We start from the raw sequence: 26,665 nt of genomic DNA, 5'->3' as shown, positions 1-26,665 counted from the left end.
CGTCCACCGACATCGATGCCAGAGTGCCGCACCCTCCCATCAGGCAAGGATCCGCTTCATGCGTGCTTCGCGGTACGGCATCGTCGTCATGTTCGCCCTGGTCATGTCCGTCGGCTGCAGCAGCGATCCACGCAACAACGATGCCGTGCGCTACAGCGGCGCATCGCTGAGGGTCGACGGCAACGACTATCCGCGTGAGACGACGCCTTCGAGGGTCGCGAAAGGGCGCGTGCTGGTCACGCCGAAGCAGGGCGAGCAGGATGCGGTGACGAGCCTGCTTGCGCGTTACGGGTTGTCGCTGGCCGGCACGACGGCGCGCGGTGTTCTCGTGGTGATCGTGCCGGAAGGTTTCGAGCTGCAGTGGTCGAGCGCGTTCTCGAACGCTTCTTCGGTGACCTTCGCCACGACGGACGACGTCGGCATGCCCGCGGCGCTCGCGTCGGTGCCTGCAGCACCGCCCAAGCCGGCCCCGGTCGCCAAGGGCAAACCGGTGCCGGAAGGTGGGCCTCCGTTGAGCGTGGTACGCAAGCTCACCTACGAGATGTACGAGGACTTCGAGTCCAAAGGCGGTGTGCCGCTGACGCTGACCGCGACGGGCAAGTCGGCTGTCGTGCACATGGAACTCGCCGACGTGACGGTGGAGTCGTGCAGGGTGCGCCGCGCCGATGTCGGGGAGTTCGAGTGCGGCGTGCTGCTCAAGGTGCGTTCTTGCCTGGGCGACTGCAATCCGTCCCGCGAGGAGGCACTCGACGATGCCAAGCGCATGATCGTGCGCTGGGATCCGTCGGGGAAGTGGGTCTACCACTGAGTCGAAGCTTGTGAGGCCGTTGACCTCGCGTGCGGCGGCGTGTGATCGGATCCAGCGTGTCGGCGGCGCTATGCTCCGTGAAGGGCGATGCCCACAAGGGCGCGCTGCGATCGGCCGACTACGCGGATGTCGTCATGCTCGTGGAGCGGACGTAAGAGGGCAGGACGCTGTCGCTCAAGGCAAGTCCTGCGCCGCTCGACTTCACGGTGACGTACCACCAGAAGAAACTCGGCAGCGGTACGGGCCCGGTCGCCGATCACGGCGCCAGGTGTGCAGGTGGAGAGGAGAGCCAACGGATGCGCGAAGGGTGCCGCCACGTGTGCCGCCGCCGCGTCGCCGCTCAGCTCGAATCGCTGCGCACTCGCTGCACGCGTTCGCGGAACGCGCGCACGTTGTCGCCGCGGATGCGGGATTCGCGCGTGCCCTTGATGTCGCCGACCTGGGCGTCCGAGCCCGTCACGGGCTGGGCCTCGACGGTCGTCTCGCGCTCGAAGGCGTGCGACTTGTCGGTGTTGCGGTAGTAGCGGTAGAGGTACCAGTACAGCGCGGACGCGCCGGCGGGACCGGCCGCGAGAAGCCAGAGGCCACCATCGTCGCTCATGATGACGTCGCCAGGATCCAGAGCACGATGCCTTCGATGACCGTGCCGGTGGTGAGGGCGGCGAGCAGCAGCTTCCACTGCTGCACGGGCACGCTGCCCATGGTCTCGCCGGTGCGGCCGTTGACCGCGATGTAGTGCAGCATGCCGCCGTTGGCGCCGGGCTGGTGGTAGGAGTACAGCCACACGGGCAGGTACATCGACACCCAGCGCGTGCCGTGCACGTCGAGCTGTTCCTGCTCCCAGCGCACGCCGCGGTCGTAGCGGCGCACGGAGCTTTCGACCTGCGCGCGCGCGATCGACATGAACTGGTCCTCGAGGCGCGGCTGCATCTGCTCGATGTTGCTGTTGCGCTTTTCGGAGGTGAAGCCCGACAGGTACGAGGCGTTCCACTTCACCGCGTTCTTGGTGTCGAACGGCAGGATCGTGTTGATGATGTTGTTGGTGTTGACCTTGGTGTCGAGGTTGCCGCGCTCGGTCGAGGATTCCAGCGGCAGGTCGTCGACGGTGAACGAGACCTGGCGCTCGACCTGGTAGATGTCGGCGTCGTAGTAGGTGGTCTTGTTCTTGTCGGTGCCGCGCTGGTACTCGCGCGTCTTGATCTCGCCCTTGCCGGAGACCGCCGCGCTGACGTTGCCGTCGACGATCATGTAGGGCAGGTAGACGCCGACGACGTTCTCGGGCGTGAACTCCTCCTTGAACGCCTTGAGCGCGAACATGCGCCGCTTGTCGACGAACTGGCGGATGCGCGCGACGGCGTCGTCCTTCTTGATGTGGAACGGCAGCACGGCATCGGGCACGGCACCATTGGGTACCTGTTCGTTGACACCGAACACGTGGCGGCACCAGTGGCAGCGCGCCGTCATCGACGTGGACGTGTTGACCGTGACCTCGGCGCCGCAGCCCGTGCATTTGAACGTCATGAGCGCGGCGGCGTCGGCGGCGATGTCGCGCGCACCCGACGCGACGACCGTGCCGCGCAGGTCGGCGAGGCCTTCGCCGAGTCCGAACGCCTCCTCGACACGCGCACCGTCCCACTCGTGGCGGCAGTACTGGCAGATCAGCAGATCGGTGCCGAGCTTGTGGCGGATGTCGGTCGCGCCGCACTTCGGGCAACGGTTGAGGCCGTCGCGAAGTTCGGCGGCCGAGGTGTCGATGGCGAGCGGATCCGGTGCCAGCAGCTCGTCACGGATCGGCTTGGGCAGCGTGGCCGGATCGATCGGATGGCTGCCCGGCACCGGCGGCACGTCGCGCGGCGAGCCGGGACCGATGCCCGGAGGCGGCGGCACCGGCGGGAGGTTGGTGTTGGACATGGTCGCGACGTACCCGGACGGTTACAGGCCGAGCGCCTTGGCCTTGAGCGCGTCGTAGTCGCCCTGCGTGATCAGGCCGAGATCGAGCATCTCCTTGGCCTTCTTGAGCTTGGCCACCGGATCATCCGCCGCGGGCGCGGCCGGCTGCTGCAGGTTGCCGACGCCACCGAGCATGCCCGAGGCCATGCCGATGCCGACCAGACCCGCCGCGCCGCCGGTCTCGCCGGCCGACTGGATACCCTGCGCGACGCTGGCCTGCAGGTTGGAATTGCCGCGTGCACCGGCGAGCGCATCGGCGCGCTGCACGGTCTTGAGCAGCTCGCGCGTGTTGGCGTCGTATTCGATCGAGACGATCGCGGTCTTGACGATCACGAGGCCGCGATCGGACTTCCACTGGTAGGCCTGCTCGACCGCGTCGGACAGGCTCTTCGCGAAGCCGATCGAATCCTGCTGCAGCTTGGTGATGCGGTTGCCCTTGGCGGGATCGTTCGAGTACAGGCTGAAGGCCGGCGCGAGCGAGCCGACGACCTCGTTGAACAGCTGGCTGGCCGCCGCGTTGTCCATGTCGGTGAAGTCGAACACCTGGCCCGACTGCAGGTACTGCGCCGGCACGAAGTTCTTCACGAACAGGATCGGGTCGACGATCTTGAGCGTGTAAGAGCCGCGCGTGACCGCGCCGACCTGGGTGTTGAGAAAGGCGTCGTCCCAGTAGATCTCGGACTGCGTGCCGAAGCGGTTGTCCGGCAGCTCCTTGAGCGAGACGAAGAACGCGGCCTGCTGCGAGCCCGGCTGGCCGCCGAACTTGAAGCGCTCCCAGCTCTGCGTGATCAGCGGGCTGACGAAGCCGTCGCCGGCGAAGATCGACTTGGAGTTGAGGTCGTCGGAACGCCACTCGTAGCCGCCCGGCTCGGCGACGAAGCCGGTGATCGCGCCATCCTGCATGAGCAGCAGGCCGTAGCCTTCCGGCACGACGATCTTCGAGCCGTTGGTGATGATGTTGGACGAACCCTTGGTGTTCGAGCCACGCCCGGCGTTGGTGCCCTGCGGCACGGCCGCGAACAGCGCCGCCGTCGACGGCAGCCCTGCCGGCACCGTGTAGAAGTCCTTCCACTGGTCCGCGAGCATGCCGCCGACCGCACCCACCGCCGCTTGAATGAGACCCATGACGATTCCTTCACCTTTCGTGTGGCCGGGTGCAGCACCCGGCGTGCCGGCGGACTATACAACCCGCCGATGAGGAAACGTGGAGAGGCGGGGAAGGAGGACATGGCGTGGGTTGATGCCGTCGATCGTCGGGCGTGATTCGGCTCGGGCAAGTCGAAGCTGCCGCCGATTCGCTGCGGTCACCCAGCTCGTCATTCCGGCTTTCGCCGGGATGACGAGCAGGAGGCGAGGTCCGGGTGACGTGTTTGCTGATGGAGAATGCGTGGCCCGGCGATTCCCGCCACACCCGCTACACTGCGCGTCTTTCCCCGGCGTCACGAAGGCCCATGATCCACAACGATGTGCTGCGCAGCGTGCGTTACATGCTCGACCTGAGCGATCCCAAGGTGGTCGAGATCGTGCGTCTGGTCGATCCGGCGTTCGTGCTCGAGCGCGACGACGTGCGGGCGATGCTGCTCAAGGAAGAGGATCCCGCTCACGTGCCGTGCAGCGACGCGGTGCTCGCGCGCTTCCTCGATGGCCTCATCGTGCACCGGCGCGGTCGCGACGACCGCCAGCCCGCGCGACCTTTCGAGACGCGCATGACCAACAACCTCGTGCTGAAGAAACTGCGCATCGCGTTCGAGCTCGCCGACGTGGACATGCACGAGGTCTTCGCCGACGCGGGATTCCCGGTGTCCAAGCCGGAGCTGTCGGCGCTGTTCCGCCAGCCCGGACATCGCAACTACCGTCCATGCGGCGACCAGATGCTGCGCAACTTCCTCAAGGGGCTCACGCAGCGCGTGCGCGATGTTCCGGTCGGTGCGTCGTCGCCGCCGAAGCAGGCTGGTGACGCGTGGGGGCGGGCGAAGAGCGCCAGGTGATCGCCTGCGTGACTCACCACGGCTGGCATGTCGTGCCGGTGTGAGCTCGCGGTTTCGATGACCCCTCTCCCCCGACCCCTCTCCCGCAAGGGGAGAGGGGAGACATGCGGGCGTGTGCGTGCTGGCTGCTCGTCGTGTGCAGGCGACATCTCGCTCTCTAATCGAGAGCGACGAATGGGATCTCCACGGACGCGGTGGGATATCCCGCGGCCCGCGCCTTTCTCCCCTCTCCCCTTGCGGGAGAGGGGCCGGGGGAGAGGGGGCGTCAGAACGAACCGTCTGCACCTTGCGGCGGCTTCCAGTCGCCCGACGGGATCGTATTGACCATCCACGAGATGCCGAATTTGTCGACGAGCGCGCCTTAGCCCGGTGACCGCAACCTCTCGGCGAACGGCATCCCGGGTTTGCCGCGTTCATAAAGCGCCTCGAAGAGGAGCGCTGCACCTATCCCTCGATGCGCGCCTTTCTCCCCTCTCCCCTTGTGGGAGAGGGGCCGGGGGAGAGGGGGCGTCAGAACGAACCGTCTGCACCTTGCGGCGGCTTCCAGTCGCCCGAAGGGATCGTGTTGACCATCCACGGGATGCCAAACCGGTCAACGAGCGCGCCGTAGCCGGGTGACCAGAATGTCTCGGCGAACGGCATCACGGATTTGCCGCCTTCGGAAAGTGCGTCGAGAAGGAGCGACTGCACCTATCCCTGGATGCGCGCCTTTCTCCCCTCTCCCCTTGCGGGAGAGGGGCCGGGGGAGAGGGGGCGTCAGAACGAACCGTCTGCACCTTGCGGTGGCTTCCAGTCGCCCGAAGGGATCGTGTTGACCATCCACGGAATGCCAAACCGGTCAACAAGCGCGCCGTAGCCGGGTGACCAGAATGTCTCGGCGAACGGCATCACGGCCTTGCCGCCTTCGGACAGTGCATCGAACCAGCGACGCGCCTCGGCGATGTCGGTCGTGTGCAGGGTCACGTCGAAGCCGTTCTTGGGCTTGCCGATGTTCGGCGCCCAGGCGGTGTCCATGTCCGCGCCCATGATCGACTGGTCGCCGACATCGAGCCACGCGTGCATGAGCCACTGCTTGTACTTGTCGTCGGTGAACGGCATGCCCGGAGGCGCCTCGCCGTACGGGTAGGCGGCGGTGATCTTGCCGCCCAGAACCTTGGCGTAGAACTCGAATGCTTCGCGGCATTGGCCCTGGAAGCTCAGGCTGGTCACGATCTTCATGCCTTCTCCTTGGTGGTCGACGCGGGGATACCGTCGTACATCCCCGCAGCTTAGCGGAGCGCGAATGGCGGCGAGGGCATGTCCGTACGGTCCGGAGGCGCTGCGGTTGGCCCCTCTCGCCACGCCTTCGCGTGAGCGTGCACGACCGTCCGCACCGTTCTCGATACCGACCAGGAGGTTTGCATGTTCCCGCGCCGCCTTTCCACCGTGTTCGTGCTCGCCACGATGTCGATCCAAGCGTCCGCCGCACCCGCCGGTACGGTGTCCGGCCAATCCGCCGACGGCGTGTTCAAGCCCACCCATGCGTACGCCTGGAGCGAATCGTCGCGTGCCGGCGCGACCACGACGATCTACCTGTTCGACAGGGCGGTTCCTGCCGATGAGTGGGCCGACGCCGAGGATCGCAACGACGACATCCTCGCGTGGCGCCAGAAGGCCAGCGCTCCGCTGCTGCGCTGGTCGATCAAGGCCGATGGAAACGTCGAGGCCATCTACGAATGCGACGCCGGCGGGGCGTGCTCGGTGCGCGGCGTCAACGTGATCAACGACCTCGCCAGCGCGGTGGCCAAGCTCAAGACGAGCGGCACGCGTGTCACCGGAACACTCGAGGAGGGCAGCGGCAGCTGCAACGGCGAGTGGTGCGACGTGCTGGGGAGGTACACCGTCGACGTGCCGCTCGCGCCGCCGTCGCTGGTCGACCGCACGCTGGCTTCTGGCGTCACGACGGGCCCTGATGTCGAGGCGGCACGCGCGGCGCTCCTCTCCTACTGGACGGCCGCCGGGAAGGCGAAATCGTCCAAGGACATCGAGGGCTCGTTCACGGAGACCCGCCGCGCGGATGCCCGGCGCCAGGCCGAGCAGTACGGCGCGGAGGTCGAGCACATGTTCGTGCACATGTTCGTGCCCGCGCACAGCGGAAAGCCTGCTATCGGCACGATGCGAGTGCTCGGCGACGCTGCCGTGGCGCAGCTCAAGGCGCAGGCCGGGAGCGCCGCGGATCGCTACGAGATGCAGTGCGACGTGCTGATGCGCAAGGAAGGCGGAACCTGGAAAGTCGGCATCGAGCGCTGCTGACAAACGCGCATCTGCGGGCAAGGACGCCCGATGCAGCCGTCGTCAGGCCTGATCCAGTTCGTAGTGGATCAGCACGACGCATTGCGATGCGAACAGCATCGTCGCGCCGAGCGCGAGCTTCTGCGCGCCGAGGCGCTCGAGACTGTGGAAGGTCTTCTTCGGCATCGGGATGTGGTCGGTGAGCAGGAAACACGGGTTGCCTTCGAACACCTGCTCGCGGATCGGCGTGCCTTTGCGGTCCATCACGTAGAGCTGATGATCCGTGGCGAGTGCCTGCACGAGGCGCTCGAAACTGATCGTCTGCACGGTGACGCCCGACTCGACCGGTCGGGATTCTTCCTTGTCCATGCCGCGCGAGACGTCGAGGGCTCTGGCCACCTTGCCGAGCAGGGCGCGTTCGTCGAAGCCGCCGATGTCGTGCATCGCGTTGGCGTCGAAACGGATCGTGCGCGAAAAATCGCGCGTGCTCTCGAGCACGAGGTAGACGACGACATCGGGGCGATGCGACTGCGCCACGAAGATCGCGTTCATGAGCGTGTGCGCGAGAATCTCGGTGTGCGCCTCCTGGCCGATGGAGGCCAGCAGGGTCGGACTGTCGGTGGGAGCCGCGCGGGCGCGGAGGACGAAGGTTCTCATGCGCGCATTGTCGCCTCGAAAGCGGTGGAGGGCGATCCCTTCGACGCGTGGAGGCCGGAAGATCCGCTGCGTGGCGTGACGATGTGGCCGGAGGATGCGACGCCTGCTCATCGCCGGCGGTCCGAGAGTAGCAATTGATGGAGCTCGGGTCGCGCGGCGCGTAAGTCTGCCGGCCTATGCGGCTAATCTTGCGACATCACCAGCGGCAGTCCTGACGAATGCCACGCATTCTGATTAACAGGTTCGCTACGCAACTGTTGATTCCACATGCCGGTTTGGCCTCAACGTGAGCTTGGTCTTCGGAACTGAGAAGTTGCGCACGCAACGAAAGGCTGTTCATGTGGCCATAATCGATGGCCGGACATGACGGTGTGGTCTGGCTGGAGCTTGGATATTGGCTTATTACATGGAGAAGGTAATGCGTAAATTAATGACCTTGATGTTTTCTCTTTCGGCTCTGATTCCGGCAGCCGCAGTGGCAGAGGATGTCATGCTTTGTGATACCTGCAGTGCCGATTGGCAGTATGAGCAGGCTGCCATCGGCTACGTCGAAGGACGAGGTATTCCTGGGAACCACATGATCCTGGTGGTCAACGATGTCTCCGAAGATGCTAGATGGATTGGAGTTTCCTATTCTCCAGGAGGCGGCGTCCCGGCTTCTTCGGGGGATCCATCTGGTCATATCATTCCGGCCCCGTCGGCAAGCACTTCGGAGGGCCCCACAGAGCTGAGCGACAACGAAACCCTGATGTTTGTCGTGCCTCGATCCGACAATGGGAAATCTACCGATGATTACCTCCGCTATTTAGAGGAAGCTATCGCGAACAACAGTTCGACGGCATTCTCCATTCCTCCCACGGCACAAGAACTCGACGAAATTACAGCGGCACTCCATGCGGGACGGAACGACTATTATGTCGTCTTCCCCGTCACCGGAATGTTCGATACTTTTGCCACCAGGGAGTCCGCAGCCGTGGGGCTCGCTATTTATCAGAGACTTAACATTACACTGGCATTGCAGAGTCTGCCTCGCCGCGCGCTCAGGGCTTTGATTAATCTGGTGGCGGGAAAGCATGGCAGGACCGCCATGGTGTGTGGTGTTTTCAACAATGGTGACTCCGCATGCTTCGAGCCAATTGCCAACGCTCCAAGTGGGGATAGTTATATTCCGGGTACGGCGAGAGACGTGAACGGAAATTCGCTTGACGGTGGCGGTAACGGTATGGCCGTAGCTCCGGAGTGGAACAACGGAGTCATCCGCTATGGTTTCCCGGGGTCGTCAGGTTCGATTGGCGAGCTTTGGCTGTTTTGTGCATGGGACGGAAACGTTCTTGTCAGTTGCTGGATCCAGGTAATCCAATAATTATTGGATAAGGATCTGATCATTGGGCTGAATTTTTTGCGGCCAATTTTTAGGTGATAATGAAAGGCCCCGCGCTGTGCGGGGCCTTTCCAACTTGACAGCCTTTTTTTCGGCGCAAAGTGCTGCGTGTATCAGAACGCCACGTCGACCGTCACGCGCACGTCGCGGCCCGGTTCTTCGGTGGCGAAGCCGAGTTCGGTGAATGTGGTGAGCGTGCTGTAGCGGCGGTCGAACAGGTTGTTGACGGCCAGGGCGACGCCCCAGTCCTGCGCGCCCGGCGCGCGCCAGTTGAGTTGCACGTCGTGCAGCGAGTAGCCGGGGCGTTCGATGAAGACGGTCTGTCCGGCGGGCGGGCTGTCGAGGCCTTCGACGGCCGTGAACGTGTAGCCGACCGTCCACTGCGGCGCGAGCGCGAAGCGTGAATCCCACACGAGCTTGCCCTGCGTCGGCGCGCCGGCGCGGGCGAGGAACTGCGGCTGCATGGCGAGGTTCTTCGCTTCGGCGTCGATCACCGACAGCGAGGTCTCGAAGCGCTCGCCACGCCAGTGCGTGGTGAGCTCCGTGCCTTCGAAGCGCACCGACGGGTGAAGATTCGAGAAACCGCGTACCGGTCGGCCGCCGAGGCCGCCCGTGCCGGGCTGGTCGAATGCGATCACGTCCTGCAGGCGCGTGAGGTAGCGCTTGAGGCCGATCTCGAACGTGCGCGCGCCGAGCACGCCTTCGCCGGCCCAGGCGATGCCGACTTCGCTCTGGCGGCCGCGCTCGGGGCGCAGCGTACCGTCGGGCGTGCCGTTGAACAGCAGGTTCGGCGCGATGTTGCGCGTGAACTGCAGCGGGATCGTGCCGAAGCCGCGGATCGACTCGCCGTAGCCGCCATGCACGCGCAGGCCGTTATCGAAGCGCCACTGCGCCTGCAGGTTGAGGGAGGTTTCCTCGCCGTCGCTGCTCGCGGTGCCGTAGTCGCTGTCGTAGGCATCGCGACGCGCGCCGAGGCTCACGTCCCACTGCGTGCCGTGCACGCGGGCCTGCGCGTAGGCACCGAGATTGTCGCTCGCGGTGCGGAAGAACGTCGTGCCGGTGCGTTGCTCGGCGGTGCCTTCCTGGTCGACGTACTCGAGGCCGAGGGTGAGGTCGGTGGCGATCGTGCCGGTGTTCCAGCGCATGATGTTGCGCAGGTCGAACGTGCGTCCGTCGCTGATGAAGCGCTCGCCGTTGCTGTCCGGCGCGTGGAAATCGTCGCGCGAGTTGGCGAACGTCGCGCGCAGGTCGACAAGGTCCGAACCGGGCGAGAAGCGGTAGTTGAGCGTCTGCGCGGTACGCGTGAGCGTCTGGTCCTGCGGCGGACGCGTGCCGACGGGCGGCTGAACCTGCCACGGGTAGTCGCCGCGCTGCATGTAGTTGAAGCCTTCGGCACGGTTGCCCTCGAGGCCGACGCGTAGTTCGTGGCCTTCGATCGCGAGCAGGCTCAGCTTGACCAGCGCGCTGCGGTCTTCGCCGCCGGAGTAGGGGATGTGGCTGCCGCCGCCGACGCGCAGGTCGTCGTAATCCTGCGCGGAGGCATGCACGAGCACGCCGAGCGTGTCGCCGGCGAGGCCGTAGGCGGTGGCCGAGGCGCGCTTGGCCTCGGTGGCCGAGGCGTAGCCGAGCTTGGCCGCGGCGCAGAACGTGTCGCCGTCGGCGAGGCGGTCCTGCGCATCGACGGTGGTGAAGCGCACGCTGCCGGCGAGCGCGCCGTAGCCGGCATCGGCCGCGACCGGGCCCGGCGCGATGTCGACGCGCTTGAGGATCTCCGGATCGACGTTGCCCTGGCCGCCGCGGTGGTTGTAGAGGTTCTGGCCCTGGCGCGCACCGTCGACGGTGACGTTGAGGTTGCTGCCTTCGACGCCGCGCAGATACAGGCGCTGGCCGTTGCGCGTGCCGCCGCCGAAGTCGACACGGGCGTCGAGATCGAAGAGGTCGCGCACGGTCGAAGCCTGGCCGCGCTGCAGGCGATCCTTGATGTTGGGCAGCGGGCGTTCGCCGATGACCTCGACGACCTCGAGCGTGCGGTCGTCCTTGTTCTTTTCTTCGTCGTCGGGAAGGGCCTGGGCCGAGACGGCGCAGGGACTCAGGGCGACGAGGATCGCCCACGGCAAAGGGCCGACTTTCGGGTGTCGGACCCGCGATGACACGTTCATGGTGGTTCTCCTGGCAGCGCGGCCCTTCCGCCGCGCGACCCCCCGGCCGTGCGTGTTGGCGAATGCCCCGCGGGGTTGGAGCACCGGCAGGACACCGGCGCGATCACGGGAAGCGCGGCGCGCCTCCTCCCTCCAAAGGGATCGCGACTTTAGATGGCGATGCGAATGAGTGTCAATTGCATGTAGGTGACGTCGGCCCGAAACCTGGGGTCAGGTTCATTTCTTCGACGTGTCGTCCGGCATGTCGAGGCAAGAAAATGAACCTCACCCCGTAGCTCGACTGGGTTAAACCGCTGCCGCGAAGCGGGCGTACAGATCGCCCGGCATCGGCGTCTGCAGACGCCACGTGATGGCCATAGGCCGTTCACCGGAATGATCCATATAGGTGGCCTGCCCGAGGAACCAGAATGCCCGGTCGTCGGCAGTCAAGCGCACGAAAGGCAGAACGTCAGTCCCGCGCTTCTCGTGCTCGCGATAGCGTTGACCCGTTTCGCTGTCGCTCCGGGTGACGGACTGGCTCTCCCAGTGGATGAGCTCCCGGTTGATTGCGTAATCACGGTAACGCGTCGTCGGCGAGAAGTGGCCGCTGGTCTTGTCAAGCGTGATCGCGAGCAGGTCGGTCTCTGCCTGCGGGAGCCATCGCACGCCTTCCCGCCATTCCGCAAGCTTCAAGGCTGTGCCGTCGCCGAATGCGGCGAGGATTTCACGCCTCGTGTAGCGGGCATGCGCATGCAATGGCACATCGTGGCGGTCGCGCAGCGGGGATTGCACATGGTCGACCCTTCTTGCAAGGACGGCCATCAGTTGTGCGATCTCCGCCATGACCTGGGGGTGCCTCCAGATCAGGTTGGCGGCGTCCTGGAGAGTTGCGTCCCCGGCCATGACCTTTTCGGTGAGAACGGAGGCGAGCATGTGAAAGAGGCGTTGTCGGCGAAGACCAACCGGAGCCAGGTCAGGGAGCGATGTTTGCGTGGCGAACCAGCGGTGGTGGGCGATCCGCTCCGGATCGTCGAGGTGCAACAGTCGTCCGACAGCCCGCCTCAATGCGCGTTCATCGGGGCCAGGAGGCAAGACAGGCAGGCCGCCGGCTTCCAGTAGGTCCGACCAGCAATGGTCACCCGAGTAGACATCCTCGAGCTCGAGTCCGGACTGATCGAGAAACGCCTCCAGGCTCACGCCGTGAGACGTCTCGGCAACGCGCTGAAGCTCGCGGGCCTTGTCGCCCCACCGCGAGGGAAGGCTGCGACGAATGTTGTCGAGCACCCATCGCGTCGCGACGGCGTCGAGCTGCATGTGGCAGCCGCTCGGAAGATAGGGGAACCCGCTCTCGATCTGGCGTTCGATCTGCTTGCGCGTGCCGCCGAGCAGCGCCGCATAGCGTCGATGGAACTGGAACTCGTCACGGTGTTGTCCGACGAAATCCAGAACCGTGCACACGGTCTTTCCATGATCGCGACGTAGCCCGCGTCCGAGCTGCTGGAGGAACACGGTCGGGCTGTCGGTGGGACGCAGCAGGATCAGCGTGTCCACGCAGGGGATGTCGAAGCCTTCGTTGAAGAGATCGACCGAGAACACGATGGCAAGCTTGCCGGAGCGCAGTTGGGCCAGCGCGCTGCTGCGGGTCTCGGCGTCGCTTTCGGCCGAAACGGCCATTGCCGGCACGCCTGCGTCGTTGAATTGATCCGCCATGAACCGGGCGTGCGCGACGGAGACACAGAAGCCGAGCGCGCGCATGGAGTGTGGGCTCGGAACGATCCGTGCGATGTTGGAGATGACCAGACGTGCCCAAGCGTGGTCACCGGTGAGGAGCGTGCTGAGCTCCTGCGGGTCGTAACCACGGCCCCTATTCCAGGACACCTTGCGGTAGTCAAGACCATCGCTGATGCCGTAGTAGGCGAAAGGTACCAGTCGGCTCTGGTTGACCGCGTCCCAAAGGCGAAGCTCGGCCGCGATCCTGTCGCCGAACCAGTGAAGGATGGGTTCGGCGTCACCACGTTCCGGAGTTGCCGTCAGTCCCAGCAGTTCAATCGGGCGAAGGTGGGTGAGGAGCGTCTGGTAAGTCCGGGCGGCGGCGTGATGAAACTCGTCGATGATCACCACATCGAAATGATCGGTGTCGACATGGTCGATTCCGGATGCCGTCAAGCTCTGGACCGATGCAAAGACGTGCTCGAAATGGAATGGGCGATGGCCTCCCACCCACAGCTCCCCGAACGCCGCATCGCGCAAGGCATGCCGGAACGTGGCCAGGCTTTGCTCGAGGATCTCCTTGCGGTGCGCGACGAAGAGCAGCCTTGCACGCGGAAGCCTCCGCGACAGGCGTTGATAGTCCAGGGCCGCCATGACGGTCTTGCCCGTACCGGTCGCGGACACGAGCAGGTTGCGGTGATGACCTTGCAGTCGCGAGAGCTCGATCTGCTCAAGCAATCTCGATTGGAAAGGCTCGGGACGAAGCTCGACGGGACTGAGGAAGATCTTCGGGCCGCGATCATCGTCGCGCGTGAGGGCGCGGTACTCGTCGGGATCGAATCGCCTGAAATCGTCGGCCCGCCAGTAACTCTCGAAGACGGCAGAGAACTTCTCGATGACATCGGGATTGCGGGCTCCCGCAACACGGACGTTCCACTCGAGCCCGGTGACCTGGGCGGAGTGGGTCAGGTTGGACGAGCCTATGAACGCGGTCGAGCAACCAGCGGCGCGATGGAAAAGCCAGGCCTTCGCGTGCAGGCGTGTACTCGATGTATCGAATGACACCCGGATGTCGGCCCCGATGTCCTGAAGCTCAAGCAGTGCGTCGAGCTCGGTGGAATTCGTGTACGTCGTCGTGATCAGGCGAAGTGTGCGTCCTGCTTCCACGTGGCGGCGCAGCGAATCAAGGAACGGCCTGATGCCGGTACGCCGGACAAAGGCCATGAGTACGTCGATCCGATCGGCCGACGGGATTTCGGAACCGATCTGGTATCCGATGCGAGGCTCGCCCGGCGCATTGGTCAGCAGGGTCGTGTCGAGCAACGGTGTGGCGGGAGGGGCGATCGCTTCAGGCTTTCCGTCCGGTCTGAGTGAAAGGATGGCACGCAGCACGTCACCCGACACGGAGGGTGCGTCGCCGGTATCGACGCTCTTGCCCGTTACCGCCAGAAGGTCGATGACCTCGCGTGCGAGTCGAATGCCGACCTCGATCCGTTGATCGTTGCCGAGACCTGCTATGGCACGTCTCAACAGGCCCGCGAGATGCAGTGCGATGCGATCAGGCGCTTCTTCGAGATCGAGCTTTCCGCGGAGGGCGTGGTGTCGCGAATCCAGTGTCGCGAGTTGTCGTTCAAGAGCGTCGGTGACGACTTGTTCGTAGAGGCCGCGTCGGAGGTCTGGCATGTCGCCAGGCTAGCACCAACGCACGTCATCCATCGGGCGTCGGTCGATCGCTTCTCACTCGAACCCGTGCGAGAAGATCGCCTCGAGGCCGTCGAGCAGGCCGACGCCTTGTACGGGCGAGTCGGTGGCGAGGCGCAGGTCGTCCGCGGGATCGGGTTGCAGCTGCCAGGTCGCGGGGCTCTGGTCCGGGCGCCGGCCGCTGTGCGCGGCGGTCGCGATGCTGCGGTAGAGCTTGCCCTGGTAGGTCGCGTAGTCGCCGGGCTGGTAGGTGATGGCGGCGCCAGCTGGCGTCTGGCGGCCCCATTGTTCGATGCGGAGCCAGTCGAAACCCTCAGGGAATCCGCTGTCGACGAAGCGCGGCGACGGCATCGTCGAGACGTTGGCGTTGCCGGTCGAGGTGACGTTGCCAACCGTCTGGTTCGGGTTGGTCCAGTTGAACACGAAGAGCTGCGGGCCTTGCCAGCGGTTGTCGCGCAGCGCGATGGGGTTGGTGTTGGCGACGCCGGTGCCGCTACCCATGCGGAACACCTGGTTGTAGTTGGTCGTGCCGGGCGTGAGTTCGTCATACGTGAAAACGATCGAGGAGATGCGGTTGCGCTCGAAGCAGTAATTCGTGACGCCGTCGGTGAGGCGTGCGACGTACAGGCCGAAGTGCCGCGAATGCGACCACAGGTTGTCCGAGAGTTCGACGAGGTCGCCGGCCGCGTGCGGATCGCCGGTGATGTTGGCGCCGAGCATGTTGAGCAGCGAGCCCGCGCCGCCGATCACGATGTTGTTGCGGAAGCGCAGCGAACCCGCGCGCGGCGAGAGCTGGATCGCGTTGTCCTGGAAACTCTGGAAAGGACTTTTCCAGTCCAGCGCGCCGAGCATGAAGACGTTGTGGTGGATGTCGCTGCCGCCGCCCGCCTGGCCGAGCTGGAACATCTCGGTGCCCGTGCGCACCACGCGGTTGTTGTAGAACTTCAGGCCTTCGATCCGGTGCTGCGGCTGTGCCTGCGTGCTGCCGATGTAGAAGCCTTCCGAGCCGGTGTCGTGCACGTAGGTGTCGTGGATGCGCACGTTGCGCATGTGCGCGTTGCCGTCGTTGTCGGTCTTGAGCACGATGCCGGCGAAACCGACGCGTGTGACTTCGATGAAGTCGATCTCGAAATCGGTCGCGCCGCCGCCGACGGACACGCCGCTGTAGCCCGTGTCGGTGCCATCGTCGTTCTCGATGCGGCCGTCGTCGACGAGGATGCCGTAGCGGCCGCGCGACGTCGCGTAGGCGCCGCCTGCATGGCCCTGGTAAGCCGCATCGCCGGTCGCGGCGGCCGCGTCGTAGTGCCCGGTGAGGCGCCAGTTGGAGCCGCCGCCGATCGGGAACACGTAGTAGTGGCCGAGGCCGCCGATGCGCACCTGGCCGCCGAGGTTCGTGATCACGAGCGGACGCGAGGCGCTGCGTTGCGGCAGGTTGCCGATGCGCAGGAACTTGTAGTGACCTGCGGGGAGGTAGAGGCGATCGAGCGTCGCCCACTGCACGGTCGGGAAACTCGCCTGAATGTCCGGATAGTAGGCGCCGTTGGCGGGATTCGCGACCGGCAACGTGAAGGTCTGCAGGGTCTGTGCGAAGGCTGCGGCGGGACACGCGAGGAGCAGCAGCACCAGGATGCGTGGCAGGTGCATGGTGAAACTCCCCACCTTCCGTGGAGACGAGCGCGCAGCCTAGCGTGTCGGATCGCGCGCATGCGTGACGGCCATCGCCACGTGCGAAGACTTTCGGTGGACGCGTACTGGCCAGAGGCCTGCGCGTGACCCGATGCATCCGCCCCGGAAGCCGCCGGGGATTGGAAGATCGCGAAAGTGATCGGGAACGCGCACGTGACCCGACGTCAATGAATCTCGCCGAGCTGCAGGTCGGCCGTCAACGGCGCCGCGATGGCGTTCTGTCGGCGCGGCAGAACCGGAACGTCGGAAGCTGGGGTCAGGTTCATTTGCCCGGCGCCCGGCGGTTCCTCGGAACGGATGTCAGGCAAATGAACCTGACCCCGGTTCTGCGTCGACGCCGGTGCACGCTTGTTGCGGGGCCGGCCCCTCATCCGGGAGAAGGAAGAAATAGCGCCGTACGGCGGCATCAGGCGTCGGAAGCCGATGTCGGGTTCATTGCCCATGCGCCCGACAATCGCTCGACGTACTCGCCAGGCAAACGAACCTGACCCCCGTTCTGACTCGTCGCGAAACCGGACCGGCTCCCGGGCAACTACATCACCACATCCCCGCCACGTTGCTTGGCGCGGTACAGCGCCTTGTCGACGCGCTGGAGCAGGCTGTCGAAGCCGTCGCAGGGCGCGATGAGGGTGGTGCCCAGCGAGGCGCTGATCGCAGGGACGGGCGGGATGACCAGTTCGGCGATCGCCGTGCGCAGGCGCTCGGCCAGCGCATGCAGGCTCGAGGCGTCGACGGCGGGTACGGCGACGAGGAACTCCTCGCCGCCCCAGCGTGCGATGCACTCGTCCTTGCGCAGGAGTTCCTGGCAGCGGACGGCGACGCGTTGGAGCACCACGTCGCCGACCGGATGGCCGTGGGTGTCGTTGATCGCCTTGAAGCGATCCATGTCGAACATGATCACGCCGCCCTGTGCCTGACGCTCCAGCATGTCGCGCAGCACGTGCTCGCCGAAGTGGCGATTGTAGAGGCCGGTCAGCGGATCGCGGTTGGCCATGATCTCCATGCGCGCGTGCTCGGAGACGAGGTGGCGGATGCGTCCGCCAAGCAGGCGCTGCACCGGCAGCAGCACCGCCACGAGCACGAACACCGGGCCGTAGGCCATGACGAGGTCGGTACCGCGCGGCGTGTGCAGTTCGGCGGGATGGGCGAACAGGTAGGCCAGCACGGGCAAGGCCACGAGCAGCCAGCCCGACACCATGACCACGAGCGCGCCACGCGGTGGCAGGAAGATCATGACCATGACCATGAGCGCGAGAAACAGCGCGGCGACCGGCGGGTAGGTCGCGACGAGCTGCACGCCGGGCACGTGGAGTGCCTGCCAGAGGTAGAACCAGGCCGGCGCGACCAGTGCGAGCAGGCCTGCCAGCAGTCCGGCACGCATGATCACGACGACGTGCGCGGGATGTCGCATCAGCGCGACCATGAGTGCCACGAAGACCACGCAGACCGTGGGCGGAATGACGAGGTCCATCGGCTGCCGCACGGGCGCGGTCCAGTGGATCAGCGTGGCGATGCCGCCGGCAAGGGCGGTCGACGCCAGGGTGGCCATGCTCGCGCGGTGGACCAACTGTTCACGTGACGCGGGCAGGGACATGAGGTGGAGTTCCGGGCAAGCCGGAAAGTCTAGCCGAGCGGGAGCGGTGCGCGCGCTTCCGGCACATGCGGAAGCGCGCAGGGGCGGACCCGTCGAAGGCGCGAGGGTCCGCCGCGCAGGTCGTCAGGCTGCCTCGTCCGATCCGGACGAGGCAGCCCGAGCGGAGGTCAGTCGACCGAGAACGACTGCAGTCCGACCGGCACGAGGTTGCAGCCGGTGCCGGTGATCGTCAGGTCGAACGTTCCGACGGCCGCGTTGAAGCCGTCGACGATCACGAAGTAGGGCGTGCCCGCCACGGCGTTGAACGTGACGGTCTCGGTCACGTTTCCTCCGCCATCGTCGTCCATCGTGACGCACTGCGCATCGGCCAGCGTGGGCAGCTGCGTGCACGCGGCTGCCGGTGCCTGCAGCACGTACAGCGCCAGATCCCAGCTGGTGCCTGTCGGATCCGCGCTCACGGTGACCGAGCAATCGCTGTCCGTGACCACGCCGTAGGCCAGGTCGAGCGACGCGCCGGTGCCACCGAACAGCGTCTGGCCGGTGCCGCAGGTCGTGCCGATGTCGTAGTTGTTGGTCGCGCCGACCGTCGTCGAGGATATGGTGAAGGGATTGACCGGCGCCGGCGCGGGCATCGTGCAGAGATCGCCTTCGACCGGTCCCTTCGGGCGTTCCCAATCCTTGCTTTCGACCGCGTACTGCTCGGCGAGAGCCTTGTCGTAGGCGGCGCGTTCTTCGTTGGAAAGGCGCGGATGCAACGACTTGTAGTCGTCGAGCGTGAGCGTGCTCTGTGCCCATCCCGATGCGGCAGGACAGGCGATGGCGAGGACTGCGGTGACCATGGCGATGCGGTTCATGAATTCTTCCTTGGCATGACGATGTTCGGGCGCCCTGAGGCGGTGATGCCCCCAGCGAGTCGAGATTACTCCCACGTATCGGTTGCCTGTGAATATTGCGGTGTTCTCCCTTCCTGTACTCGACACGTGGCGGGTGCCATGCCATGTCGTCGACGAGGCCGCGCAGCCTGATGCGCTGGAAACAGCACTCGAGGCGGTCGCTGTCATGGATCGCCGTGCGGACACGTATAGAGTGTTCGGAAGCTGTTGTCGCCATCCTCGTTTCGGGACTCGCCATGGACCATGCCCTGTATCCCGCCAACGTCGTCGAGGACATCGTGCGCATGCGCCGGCGCATCCGGGCCTCGGGGATCCCCGCGCGGCGCACCGACGCCAACGTCGTCATCGGCACGTGGAACCTGCAGAAGTTCGGCGGGCTGCATCCGGAGTGGACCGAGAATCCGGGCAGTCCCAAGCGCAACATGCGTTCGCTTGCGATCATCGCCGAGGTGATCCGCTGCTTCGACGTGATCGCGCTGCAGGAGGTGCAGCGCGAGACGACCGCGTTGCGTTACCTCATGGAGCACGTCCTTGGAACGCACTGGGCCGTGCTGCTGACCGACGTGACCGTCGGCGACAAGGGCAACTCCGAGCGACTGGCCTACCTCTACGACACGCGACGCGTGGTGCTCTCGGGCCTGTCGGGCGAGATCGTGCTCGGCCCGACACCGGACGGCCTGCCCGAGCAGTTCGACCGCACGCCCTACATCGCGGGCTTCCGCGCAGGCAACGAGCACTTCACGCTGCTCACGGCGCACATCCGTTACGGCGACGTGCCGGCCGATCGCCTGCAGGAACTGAGGGAGATCGGGCGCTTCACCGCGCACGAGCTGCGCGAACGCACGCGCACGGGCCAGAGTCGCGAAGAACCTAACCTGCTCGTGCTGGGCGACTTCAACATCGACAAGCGCCAGGGCAACCCGTTGTTCGATGCATTCGTCGAGACCGGCCTGCGCGTGCCCGAGGCGTTGCAGTCGGTGAAGACGACCACGGGCAAGGAGGCGAAGCACTACGACCAGATCGCGTGGTTCCAGGGCCAGGATTTCGGCCTGCGGCCGACAGGGCGGGCCGGCACGATCGACTTCGCCGGCGCGGTCTACCAGGAACTGACCCAGGCGCAGGTGTCGCCGCGCGTGAGCGACCACCTGCCGTTGTGGATCGAGTTCTCGACCGACCGCAGCGACGAGGCGATGGCGCGTGTGCTCGGTATAGACATCGACATGCCGGACCCGTTCGAAGGCGTGCCGGACTGAGCCATGCCGGCGCGTGCGCACGGCAAACGTGCCGCTTCGCGTGCGTCGACAACGCACCGGCCTCTTCGTCCGACAAAGCGCTAGACTCCTCCGATCGCCTCAGGTCAGGGAGACCGCCACGATGAAGTTCGTTCTTCCACTCGCGATGGCCTGCGTGATCGGTAATGCGCAGGCGGGTGACCTCCCCAGAATCTTCATGACGTCGGTCACGGGATCGGGAGATCTTTCGACGTGGCCGGACGCGCATGGCCTGTCCGGACTTGAAGCCGCCGACGAGATCTGCAGGACTCGCGCGGCGGCCGGTTCGATAGCGGACGCATCGGATTACGTCGCGTTCCTGTCCGATGCTGCGAATGATGCGTACTGCCGTGTCCACGGGCTCGGCGGGCGCTATCTGGTGAACGCGTGCAGTCTGTCCCCCGCAGCGGCGCCCGATGATGCAGGTCCGTGGTACCGCATGGACGGCCTGGCGGCCATGGACGTCGCCCGAAACTCACTCGTGTTTCCGCCGTTGGGCGGTTATGTGCCTCGACACATCATGTATGACGAGTTCGGCCAGCCCATCCCGCGGACACTGATCGGAATGCGGGCATTCACGGCGACCATGCCCAATGGTGTCCTCGTCAATCCCGGTGAAACCTGCTCCGACTGGACCAGCACGGACGGGGAAAGCACGACGGGTGCCGCCTACGTCGGCTACGGCGGATCATGGGCGGGTGGGAGAGGCATGTGCTCCACGGTATCGAGGTTGATCTGTCTTGCCAAAGGCGCCCACGGCGACGCTCTGCCGCGACCGCGCGCACCGACCGCGCGACTGGTGTTCGTGACCTCGAGTTCCGGCACGGGCAACCTGTCCTCGTGGGCCGATGCAGGTTCCGCTACCGGGATCGCCGCGGGCGATGCGATCTGTCGCGCCCATGCCGAGCGCGAGAACCTCCCACGATCCGCGACGTTCAAGGCGTGGCTTTCATCCGGACAGACGGGTGCTCTGCAGCGGCTCGAGTTCGATGGCCCGTTCCATCGCCTCGACGGCGTGCGCGTCGTGTCGTCTCGTGCGGCTCTTGGGCAAGGGCACATCGACGCCCCGATACAGATGGATGAACAGGGTAGTCCGACGACGAATGATTTCGTCTGGACCGGTACGCTCTTCAATGGGGCTTCGACGAGCATCGACTGCCAGCAATGGAACTCGACGAGCGTGGGAGGCAACGTCGGATCGAGCGGCTGGGCCGATCAGGACTGGACGTTCGGTCGGACAAGTCCGATCGGTTGCGCGAACATCGCGAGGCTCTATTGCCTGGGCGACAACGATTCGTTGTTCCTGGAGTCCTTCGACCGCTAGTGTTCTGCTTGTTTTTGCTTGTGCGCCTTGAAGAGATCCCGAGGCATTCCACGTTGTGCTGAAGCCGTTCGAGCGACACGTCGTGTCGATCCGGGACTGACAGGGAGCCTCTCATGCCGATGCGAGCCAGGTGGTCCGGTGCTTTCGCTACTGTTCTTTGCTTCTTCGGCAATGCATCGGCGGCGCCGCAGGAGTCGTTCGACCTGCGCGTGCCGTCGCCGCCGATGCCGCGCGCGGTCGACGGTGGTCGCGAACTCGTCTACGAGCTGCATCTCGCCAACTTCGCACGTCGCGACCTGATGCCCGTCCGCGTCGAGGTGCTCGCGGCGGACGACGGGCGCGTGCTCGCCTCGTACGAGGGTACGGCGCTCGACGAGCGTCTCGACCGCTCGGGCCTGCAGTGGAAGGGCGAGTCCTACGAGGCGATCCCGTCGGGACGACGCGGGGTCGTGTTCGTCGAACTGACCTTGCCCGGCACGGTGCCGGGCTCGCTGCGCCATCGTGTCTGCTTCGTCGACAAGGCTGCGGGCAGCGACGTGCGCACGATCGAAGGCGGTGTGACGACGATGGCCGCTGCGCAGGCGCCGGTCCTGTCGCCGCCGCTCGAGGGTGGCCCGTGGGTCGCGATCTACAACCCGCGCTGGGATCGCGGCCATCGTCGTGCCGGCTACGCGGTCGGCGGCACGCTGCGCACGCCCGGTCGCCATGCGGCCGACTGGGTCAAGCTCGATGCCGAGGGGCGCAAGGCGCCGCCCGGCAACGACCACGCGGCACGGACCTTCAGCCACGGCGAGGCCGTGCTCGCGGTCGGCGATGGTCGTGTCGTGAAGGTCCGCGACACCTCGCCCGAACGCGAGCGGATGTCGGATGCGATGACCGGCGTCGAAGGCAACGACATCGTGATCGCACTCGACGGCGGCGGCTTCGCGCACTACGGCCACCTGCGCCCGGGCAGCGCGGTGGTGCGTGAAGGCGCGCGTGTGAAAGCGGGCGAACGCATCGCCGAGGTCGGCTTCAGCGGCAGCGCGTCGGATCCGCAGCTGCATTTCGCGCTGACCGACGGCGCCGACGAGTACGCGAGCGAAGGCCTCGCCTACACGTTCGACCGCTACCGTGTGCTCGGTCGCTACGACGATGTCGCGCAGATCGGCTCGACGCCGTGGACAGCGCTTCCGAAAGGCGAGGACGCGTCACGAAAGGCGACGATGCCGTCCCGCATGAGCGTGCTGACGTGGGACGTCCGTTCCGGGAAGGATCCGTCCTAGAACCACAGGTCGCGCACGCAGCGGCCATCGGCGGGCAGGTCGTCGAAGCTGTCGAGGCCGTCGAAATGGTCGATCGGCAGGTCGGCGACGGCGTCGGGATCGGCAAGCCGCACGTTGACGGCGATGCGGCGTCGGCCGTCCTCGTGAAGGCGAAGGCCACGCCAGGCAATCACGCAGGCGCAGGATCGGCAGAAGCGGATCTCGAGCGCCGGATCGTCCTTGCCGATGCGCGTGTAGCGTCCCGTGTCGCCGTCGAGGGTGATGCGTTCGCCCTCGAAGTCGTAGGCCCAGAGTGCACCGTAGCGGCGGCACAAGGTGCAGTTGCACGCGGTGATCGATCCGGGGTCGCCGGTCAGGGTCCAGCCCGTGGCGCCGCAGTGGCAGCGGCCGGTGAGGATCGGGGTGTCCAAGGCGTCCGCGCGGGCAGGAAAACGTGGCGGCGAGGGTACGTCATCCGATCGTGCTTGCGTACGTCGCTCGGCGGGTCGACGATCGGTGCGCTGGTCGGGTCGTCGATTCCCCTCGGAGGTTGTCCATGCGCATGCCGTCAGTGCTCGCCCTCGTGTTGCTCGCGATGTCCCCGATCAAGGCTGCTGCGGACGAGCCGCCTCCGGCGGTGTTCGATGCAGCGCTGGCCGAGCGCCTCGGCGCCGACGAGCGCGGCATGCGCAAGTACGTGCTCGTGCTGCTCAGGACCGGGCCGACCCGGGTTCCCGACGGCGCCGAGCGCGACGCGATGTTCGCCGGCCATTTCGCGAACATGACGCGCTGGTCGAAAGCCGGCCAGCTCGTGCTGGCCGGTCCGTTCTCGAAGGATCCGTCCGGATGGCGCGGCCTCTACGTGTTCGCGGTGGACGGTATCGATGCGGCGCGCGCGCTGGCCGAGACCGATCCGGTCATCACCAAGGGCGAGATGATCGCCGAGTACCGCGAGTGGTACGGCACCGCCGCACTCGGGCTGATACCGGAAGCGCACGAGCGCCTCGTGCCACCTGCCGGCGCAGAGAAGTAGACCGGCGATCTCGCCGGAAGTGCTTGTCGCTTCCTTCGCCACGTCCATCCGGGGATGGGCGTGGCGATGGATGAAGTTACTCCTCGCCGAAGACGATCGGGTTGTCGAGGTCCGCGCAGAAGTTCTGCTTCGTCGCCGGACTCTTGCTGCCGTCGCTGAACGTGGCGCGGATCCACTGGTCGCACGACTCGGAATCCGTGCTGCTGTCCCACTCGAGCTTGACGGTGTCGCCGCCATCGATGCCACGGCCGATGTCGAAGTTGCCCCAGTCCTTCTTGTTCTCGGAAACCTCGAGCTTGGTGATGCGCGATTCGGTGTCGTTGGTGACGTTGAAGTACCACTGGCCGGCGAGGCCGATCGACGGAAGCGCAAGCGCCGCGCACGCGAGAGCGGCACGGATCGTGTGGATGGTGAGCATGATGTCCCCTGGTGATGAAGCGAGTGGCCGAGCGCCATGTGTGGCGTGGCCGGCGCGAGCATAGGCGAAATCGGTGGCGGACGGTGAAGTGCGGGGAGAGCGGCGCCGGGACGACTTTCGTGAAGGCGTCACGAAACGGAAAACATGTCCTTGAACACCTCCTTTGCATCGATCGCGTTCATGTTCTAATCCCGCGCCATCCAAGGGGGATGTTTCGCGATGCAAAAGTTCGACGATGCCGAGATGTACTTCCTCGATTTCACGTCGGAGCTTCCGAACGAGGCGGGCGGCATCCCGATCGGCCTGTACTGGGTCTGGGCGGCCGGCGCCGGGCTCGTCGACGAGGCACTGGCCAAGGACATCGCGGCACGCCGCGAGCGGGGCCAGTCGGCCGCCGACATCCTGTTCGACCTCGCCGATGGCAAGCTGACCACGGACGAGCTCAACGAGGAAGGTGCGGCCTTCACCGAGGCCTACTACGCGACGTCGTACATCGCGGACTACCGGCGCTGCTTCCGCATCACCGACGACAGCGGCGACGCCCTGTGCTCGGTGCCCGACACGCCGGCCTCGTCGACGCGCCTGAAGCCGTTCCTTCACGAGCGACTGGTCGCCTGGCGGGCAAAGCCACGAGTCGATACGCCGAAACCGGCCAAGCCGACCGCCGCCGACATCTACGCGTTCTTCGAGCGTGAGCTCTTCCCGGAACTCGTCGCCGACGGCTACACGCTGGTACCGGAGGGGCGCGGCATGATGCGCGCGCAGCGACGCCATGGCGTGATCGAGCAGAAGCTGCTCTACATGGCCAGCGACTACCGCGAGTCCGCTGGCTTCGCGCTATTCGTCTACCTCGGCGCCGAGCGCTTGCGCGAGGCCTGGCTGAGCCTCTGCGATGCACAGTTGCGCGCGTCGCCACCTCCCGCCTACAGCGCCGACGTGCGCAACATGCCGGACATCCATGCTGACGATTTCTCGCTCAGCCACGTGACCGCCACGCTATCGCCTTACTACAAGAGCATTCCCGAAGGTTTCGACCAGCAGGGTCGGATCGCGCTCGCGCACTACCGCGACTGGGTGCGTCCGCGCATGGACGCGTTGCGCACCGTGGCAGAGCTCGGCAAGCAGGTCACCTACGAAGGCCAGGTGGTCCGGTTGCGCCAGAAGCTCGGGTACATGATGGGGCCGGAAGTGCTCGCGCGCATCGTGCTGCTGTCGGTGTACACGAACCGCTTTTACGGTGGCGAAGGACCCGAGCTCGTCAAGCAGCTGCACATCCAGATCCAGCGCAATATCAACCGCAAACCCGAAGATTTCCCGACGATTGCGGATGTCGATGCGCTGATCGCGGCGCTCAAGGACCGGGACGTGGAGCGGCGGGTCAAGGCAATGCTCGACGCATGATGCGAGGCGGCATGCTGCAAGGTTTAACGGCTGATCTGGAAGACGGAAGAATCACGAGGCTCGGGGATGACGGACACCAAACGGCAACAGGCAGGTCCTCGTGATCGCTCTGCCTTCGTGCGGCTCTGGCCGCTGCTGATCGTTCTCGCCGTGATGGCCTGGGCGCTCAAGGGCTGCCTGCGCGACACGAAGGACTATCCCGAGGAGTGGCCGAGCGCACGCGGCCTCCTGATCGACCGCAAGGGATGGTGGTGCCCGAATCTCGAAGGCGAGTACCGGGACGCGAACTGGGCTTTCGCGTACGTGTTCGGCGTGGGGCCTCGACGTGCCGATTGGGGCAGGCATGTCGCGCGCATCACGCAAGCCCACGATGGCTCGTCGTTGCGCGTCGACTTCTCCCTCGGTGCCGAAGGCATGCGTGCGGTGCGTGCGGGCGAGATGTCGATGACGCGCGGCACCAGCTTCACCTTGAAGGAGGGCACCGACTACCGTTGCACGATGGGCTGGCTCTACATCCGCAACTTCGACAGGGGCGGGACGGGTGGTTCGGGCTTCGCGCACGAGGAAACCGGCATCGGCAAGGATCGCAGCGGCGCGCTGATCGTCGACGAGACGGTGAGCGACGACCAGAGCATCGGCTGGGGCGACAGCCCGCGCATCTCGCTGGGACGCGGTTCGAGGCATCGCTGGTACCGCTGGGAAGCGCGTGACCCTTCCGATGAAGCGGAGGCGGCGGGGCTCGAGGGCATTACCCTGAGGCGCACGGGTTTCCTCGATGGTGACAAGGTGAAGACCTGGTTCGCGAACTTTCATCGACAAGCCCTCTGCGTGCGCCTCGTGCAACCGGAGGACAAGGTCAGCAACCCGGCCGACCTTACGTCCGATTTCTGGACCCGACAGAAGCCGCTCACGGTCGAACGCAAGCCGGGCGAATGTCCGTCCGACAGCGACGCTGTCGGTCCGATCAGCGGCAAGATGCATGCGATGAGGCCGACCGAGTACCGCGGTTCGGTTCGTGCCTATCGCATCGAATGGCAGCACCTCGACCGGGTCGAGGAGCCGTGGCACGTCATCGACATCCCCGACGTGCGCGAGCTGCCGGCCCCCGAACCGCGTGAGCCGTCCCTTTGAACGAACGTCGCCGCGCCTGCTCTCCGACGAAAGGCGACGATGCTGTCCCATCCTTCAACATCCCGC

At 65.8% G+C, this 26,665-nt stretch carries 23 protein-coding genes and 1 pseudogene; 10 read left to right on the top strand and 14 right to left on the bottom strand.

Annotated elements, in window-relative coordinates; genetic code table 11:
- The first annotated feature begins 58 nt into the window (after positions 1-58).
- Positions 59-808 carry a hypothetical protein gene (locus tag ACQQ2N_RS18055; RefSeq protein WP_440222959.1) on the top strand — a complete coding sequence of 250 codons (750 nt, stop codon included), beginning with the start codon at positions 59-61 and terminating at the stop codon, positions 806-808.
- Positions 809-1,148: 340 nt separating this feature from the next.
- Here the strand turns inward: ACQQ2N_RS18055 and ACQQ2N_RS18050 are convergent, their stop codons facing one another.
- Genes ACQQ2N_RS18050 through ACQQ2N_RS18040 form a run of 3 tightly spaced genes read right to left on the bottom strand, consistent with a single transcriptional unit; the run spans position 1,149 to position 3,883 of the window.
- Positions 1,149-1,409, bottom strand: a complete 261-nt coding sequence (locus ACQQ2N_RS18050) for a hypothetical protein (RefSeq protein ID WP_440222958.1) — start codon at positions 1,407-1,409, stop codon at positions 1,149-1,151.
- Positions 1,406-2,719 carry a TFIIB-type zinc ribbon-containing protein gene (locus ACQQ2N_RS18045; protein ID WP_440222957.1) on the bottom strand — a complete coding sequence of 438 codons (1,314 nt, stop codon included), beginning with the start codon at positions 2,717-2,719 and terminating at the stop codon, positions 1,406-1,408. Before ACQQ2N_RS18045 ends, ACQQ2N_RS18050 begins: the two co-directional genes overlap by 4 nt.
- A gap of 21 nt (positions 2,720-2,740) precedes the next feature.
- Positions 2,741-3,883 (bottom strand): SPFH domain-containing protein, encoded by a 1,143-nt coding sequence (locus ACQQ2N_RS18040; protein ID WP_440222956.1) that lies wholly within the window; start codon positions 3,881-3,883, stop codon positions 2,741-2,743.
- Positions 3,884-4,209: 326 nt separating this feature from the next.
- Here ACQQ2N_RS18040 and ACQQ2N_RS18035 point away from each other — a divergent pair.
- Positions 4,210-4,674 (top strand): annotated as a pseudogene (locus ACQQ2N_RS18035) (DUF1456 family protein); the annotation flags it as partial.
- Between the two features lie 582 nt (positions 4,675-5,256).
- Here ACQQ2N_RS18035 and ACQQ2N_RS18030 read toward each other — a convergent pair.
- Positions 5,257-5,436, bottom strand: coding sequence for a hypothetical protein (locus tag ACQQ2N_RS18030; protein WP_440222955.1), 180 nt, complete (start codon positions 5,434-5,436; stop codon positions 5,257-5,259).
- Between the two features lie 66 nt (positions 5,437-5,502).
- The gene (locus ACQQ2N_RS18025; protein ID WP_440222954.1) at positions 5,503-5,964 is read right to left on the bottom strand and encodes a VOC family protein; all 462 of its coding nucleotides are present in this window, start codon (positions 5,962-5,964) and stop codon (positions 5,503-5,505) included.
- A 183-nt stretch (positions 5,965-6,147) separates the two neighbouring features.
- On the opposite strand from ACQQ2N_RS18025, the gene ACQQ2N_RS18020 reads away from it, so the two are divergent.
- Positions 6,148-7,038, top strand: coding sequence for a hypothetical protein (locus ACQQ2N_RS18020; protein WP_440222953.1), 891 nt, complete (start codon positions 6,148-6,150; stop codon positions 7,036-7,038).
- Positions 7,039-7,080: 42 nt separating this feature from the next.
- On the opposite strand, the gene trmY is transcribed toward ACQQ2N_RS18020, so the two are convergent.
- Entirely contained in the window at positions 7,081-7,674 is a 594-nt protein-coding gene (trmY, locus tag ACQQ2N_RS18015) for a tRNA (pseudouridine(54)-N(1))-methyltransferase TrmY (RefSeq protein WP_440222952.1), read from the bottom strand.
- 394 nt (positions 7,675-8,068) lie between these two features.
- On the opposite strand from trmY, the gene ACQQ2N_RS18010 reads away from it, so the two are divergent.
- Positions 8,069-9,037, top strand: coding sequence for a hypothetical protein (locus tag ACQQ2N_RS18010; RefSeq protein WP_440222951.1), 969 nt, complete (start codon positions 8,069-8,071; stop codon positions 9,035-9,037).
- Positions 9,038-9,168: 131 nt separating this feature from the next.
- Here ACQQ2N_RS18010 and ACQQ2N_RS18005 read toward each other — a convergent pair whose 3' ends face one another.
- The 6 genes from ACQQ2N_RS18005 to ACQQ2N_RS17980 form a co-directional block, all read right to left on the bottom strand.
- Positions 9,169-11,214: a TonB-dependent receptor plug domain-containing protein gene (locus tag ACQQ2N_RS18005; protein WP_440222950.1), complete on the bottom strand. Its 2,046-nt coding sequence runs from the start codon at positions 11,212-11,214 to the stop codon at positions 9,169-9,171.
- Positions 11,215-11,499: 285 nt separating this feature from the next.
- A complete protein-coding gene (locus ACQQ2N_RS18000; RefSeq protein ID WP_440222949.1) occupies positions 11,500-14,586 on the bottom strand; it encodes a DUF3427 domain-containing protein in 3,087 nt (1,028 codons plus the stop codon).
- A gap of 54 nt (positions 14,587-14,640) precedes the next feature.
- Positions 14,641-16,248, bottom strand: a complete 1,608-nt coding sequence (locus ACQQ2N_RS17995; RefSeq protein WP_440222948.1) for a hypothetical protein — start codon at positions 16,246-16,248, stop codon at positions 14,641-14,643.
- A 206-nt stretch (positions 16,249-16,454) separates the two neighbouring features.
- Positions 16,455-16,733, bottom strand: a complete 279-nt coding sequence (locus ACQQ2N_RS17990; protein WP_440222947.1) for a hypothetical protein — start codon at positions 16,731-16,733, stop codon at positions 16,455-16,457.
- Between the two features lie 89 nt (positions 16,734-16,822).
- The gene (locus tag ACQQ2N_RS17985) at positions 16,823-17,839 is read right to left on the bottom strand and encodes a GGDEF domain-containing protein (protein WP_440222946.1); all 1,017 of its coding nucleotides are present in this window, start codon (positions 17,837-17,839) and stop codon (positions 16,823-16,825) included.
- A 212-nt stretch (positions 17,840-18,051) separates the two neighbouring features.
- Positions 18,052-18,738 carry a hypothetical protein gene (locus tag ACQQ2N_RS17980; RefSeq protein WP_440222945.1) on the bottom strand — a complete coding sequence of 229 codons (687 nt, stop codon included), beginning with the start codon at positions 18,736-18,738 and terminating at the stop codon, positions 18,052-18,054.
- Between the two features lie 275 nt (positions 18,739-19,013).
- On the opposite strand from ACQQ2N_RS17980, the gene ACQQ2N_RS17975 reads away from it, so the two are divergent.
- The 3 genes from ACQQ2N_RS17975 to ACQQ2N_RS17965 all read left to right on the top strand — a co-directional run bounded on the left by ACQQ2N_RS17975 (position 19,014) and on the right by ACQQ2N_RS17965 (position 22,637).
- Entirely contained in the window at positions 19,014-20,030 is a 1,017-nt protein-coding gene (locus tag ACQQ2N_RS17975; protein WP_440222944.1) for an endonuclease/exonuclease/phosphatase family protein, read from the top strand.
- 121 nt (positions 20,031-20,151) lie between these two features.
- Positions 20,152-21,372 (top strand): hypothetical protein, encoded by a 1,221-nt coding sequence (locus ACQQ2N_RS17970; RefSeq protein WP_440222943.1) that lies wholly within the window; start codon positions 20,152-20,154, stop codon positions 21,370-21,372.
- A 113-nt stretch (positions 21,373-21,485) separates the two neighbouring features.
- Positions 21,486-22,637, top strand: coding sequence for a M23 family metallopeptidase (locus tag ACQQ2N_RS17965; protein WP_440222942.1), 1,152 nt, complete (start codon positions 21,486-21,488; stop codon positions 22,635-22,637).
- Here ACQQ2N_RS17965 and ACQQ2N_RS17960 read toward each other — a convergent pair.
- Entirely contained in the window at positions 22,634-23,047 is a 414-nt protein-coding gene (locus ACQQ2N_RS17960; protein ID WP_440222941.1) for a GFA family protein, read from the bottom strand. The two genes, ACQQ2N_RS17965 and ACQQ2N_RS17960, sit on opposite strands and share 4 nt — an antisense overlap.
- A 125-nt stretch (positions 23,048-23,172) precedes the next feature.
- Between ACQQ2N_RS17960 and ACQQ2N_RS17955 the strand changes: the two genes are divergently transcribed.
- Positions 23,173-23,649: a YciI family protein gene (locus ACQQ2N_RS17955; RefSeq protein WP_440222940.1), complete on the top strand. Its 477-nt coding sequence runs from the start codon at positions 23,173-23,175 to the stop codon at positions 23,647-23,649.
- Positions 23,650-23,725: 76 nt separating this feature from the next.
- On the opposite strand, the gene ACQQ2N_RS17950 is transcribed toward ACQQ2N_RS17955, so the two are convergent.
- Positions 23,726-24,067: a hypothetical protein gene (locus ACQQ2N_RS17950; RefSeq protein WP_440222939.1), complete on the bottom strand. Its 342-nt coding sequence runs from the start codon at positions 24,065-24,067 to the stop codon at positions 23,726-23,728.
- 219 nt (positions 24,068-24,286) lie between these two features.
- Here ACQQ2N_RS17950 and ACQQ2N_RS17945 point away from each other — a divergent pair, with 219 nt between their 5' ends.
- A complete protein-coding gene (locus tag ACQQ2N_RS17945) occupies positions 24,287-25,468 on the top strand; it encodes a DUF7832 domain-containing protein (RefSeq protein WP_440222938.1) in 1,182 nt (393 codons plus the stop codon).
- 117 nt (positions 25,469-25,585) lie between these two features.
- Positions 25,586-26,599 (top strand): hypothetical protein, encoded by a 1,014-nt coding sequence (locus ACQQ2N_RS17940; RefSeq protein WP_440222937.1) that lies wholly within the window; start codon positions 25,586-25,588, stop codon positions 26,597-26,599.
- The last annotated feature ends 66 nt before the right edge of the window (positions 26,600-26,665 follow it).

The sequence above is a fragment of the Dokdonella aquatica genome (genome assembly GCF_051987395.1).
In the GTDB taxonomy this organism is placed as follows: Bacteria; Pseudomonadota; Gammaproteobacteria; order Xanthomonadales; family Rhodanobacteraceae; genus Dokdonella.
This window is presented reverse-complemented; position numbering and strand designations above follow the sequence as displayed.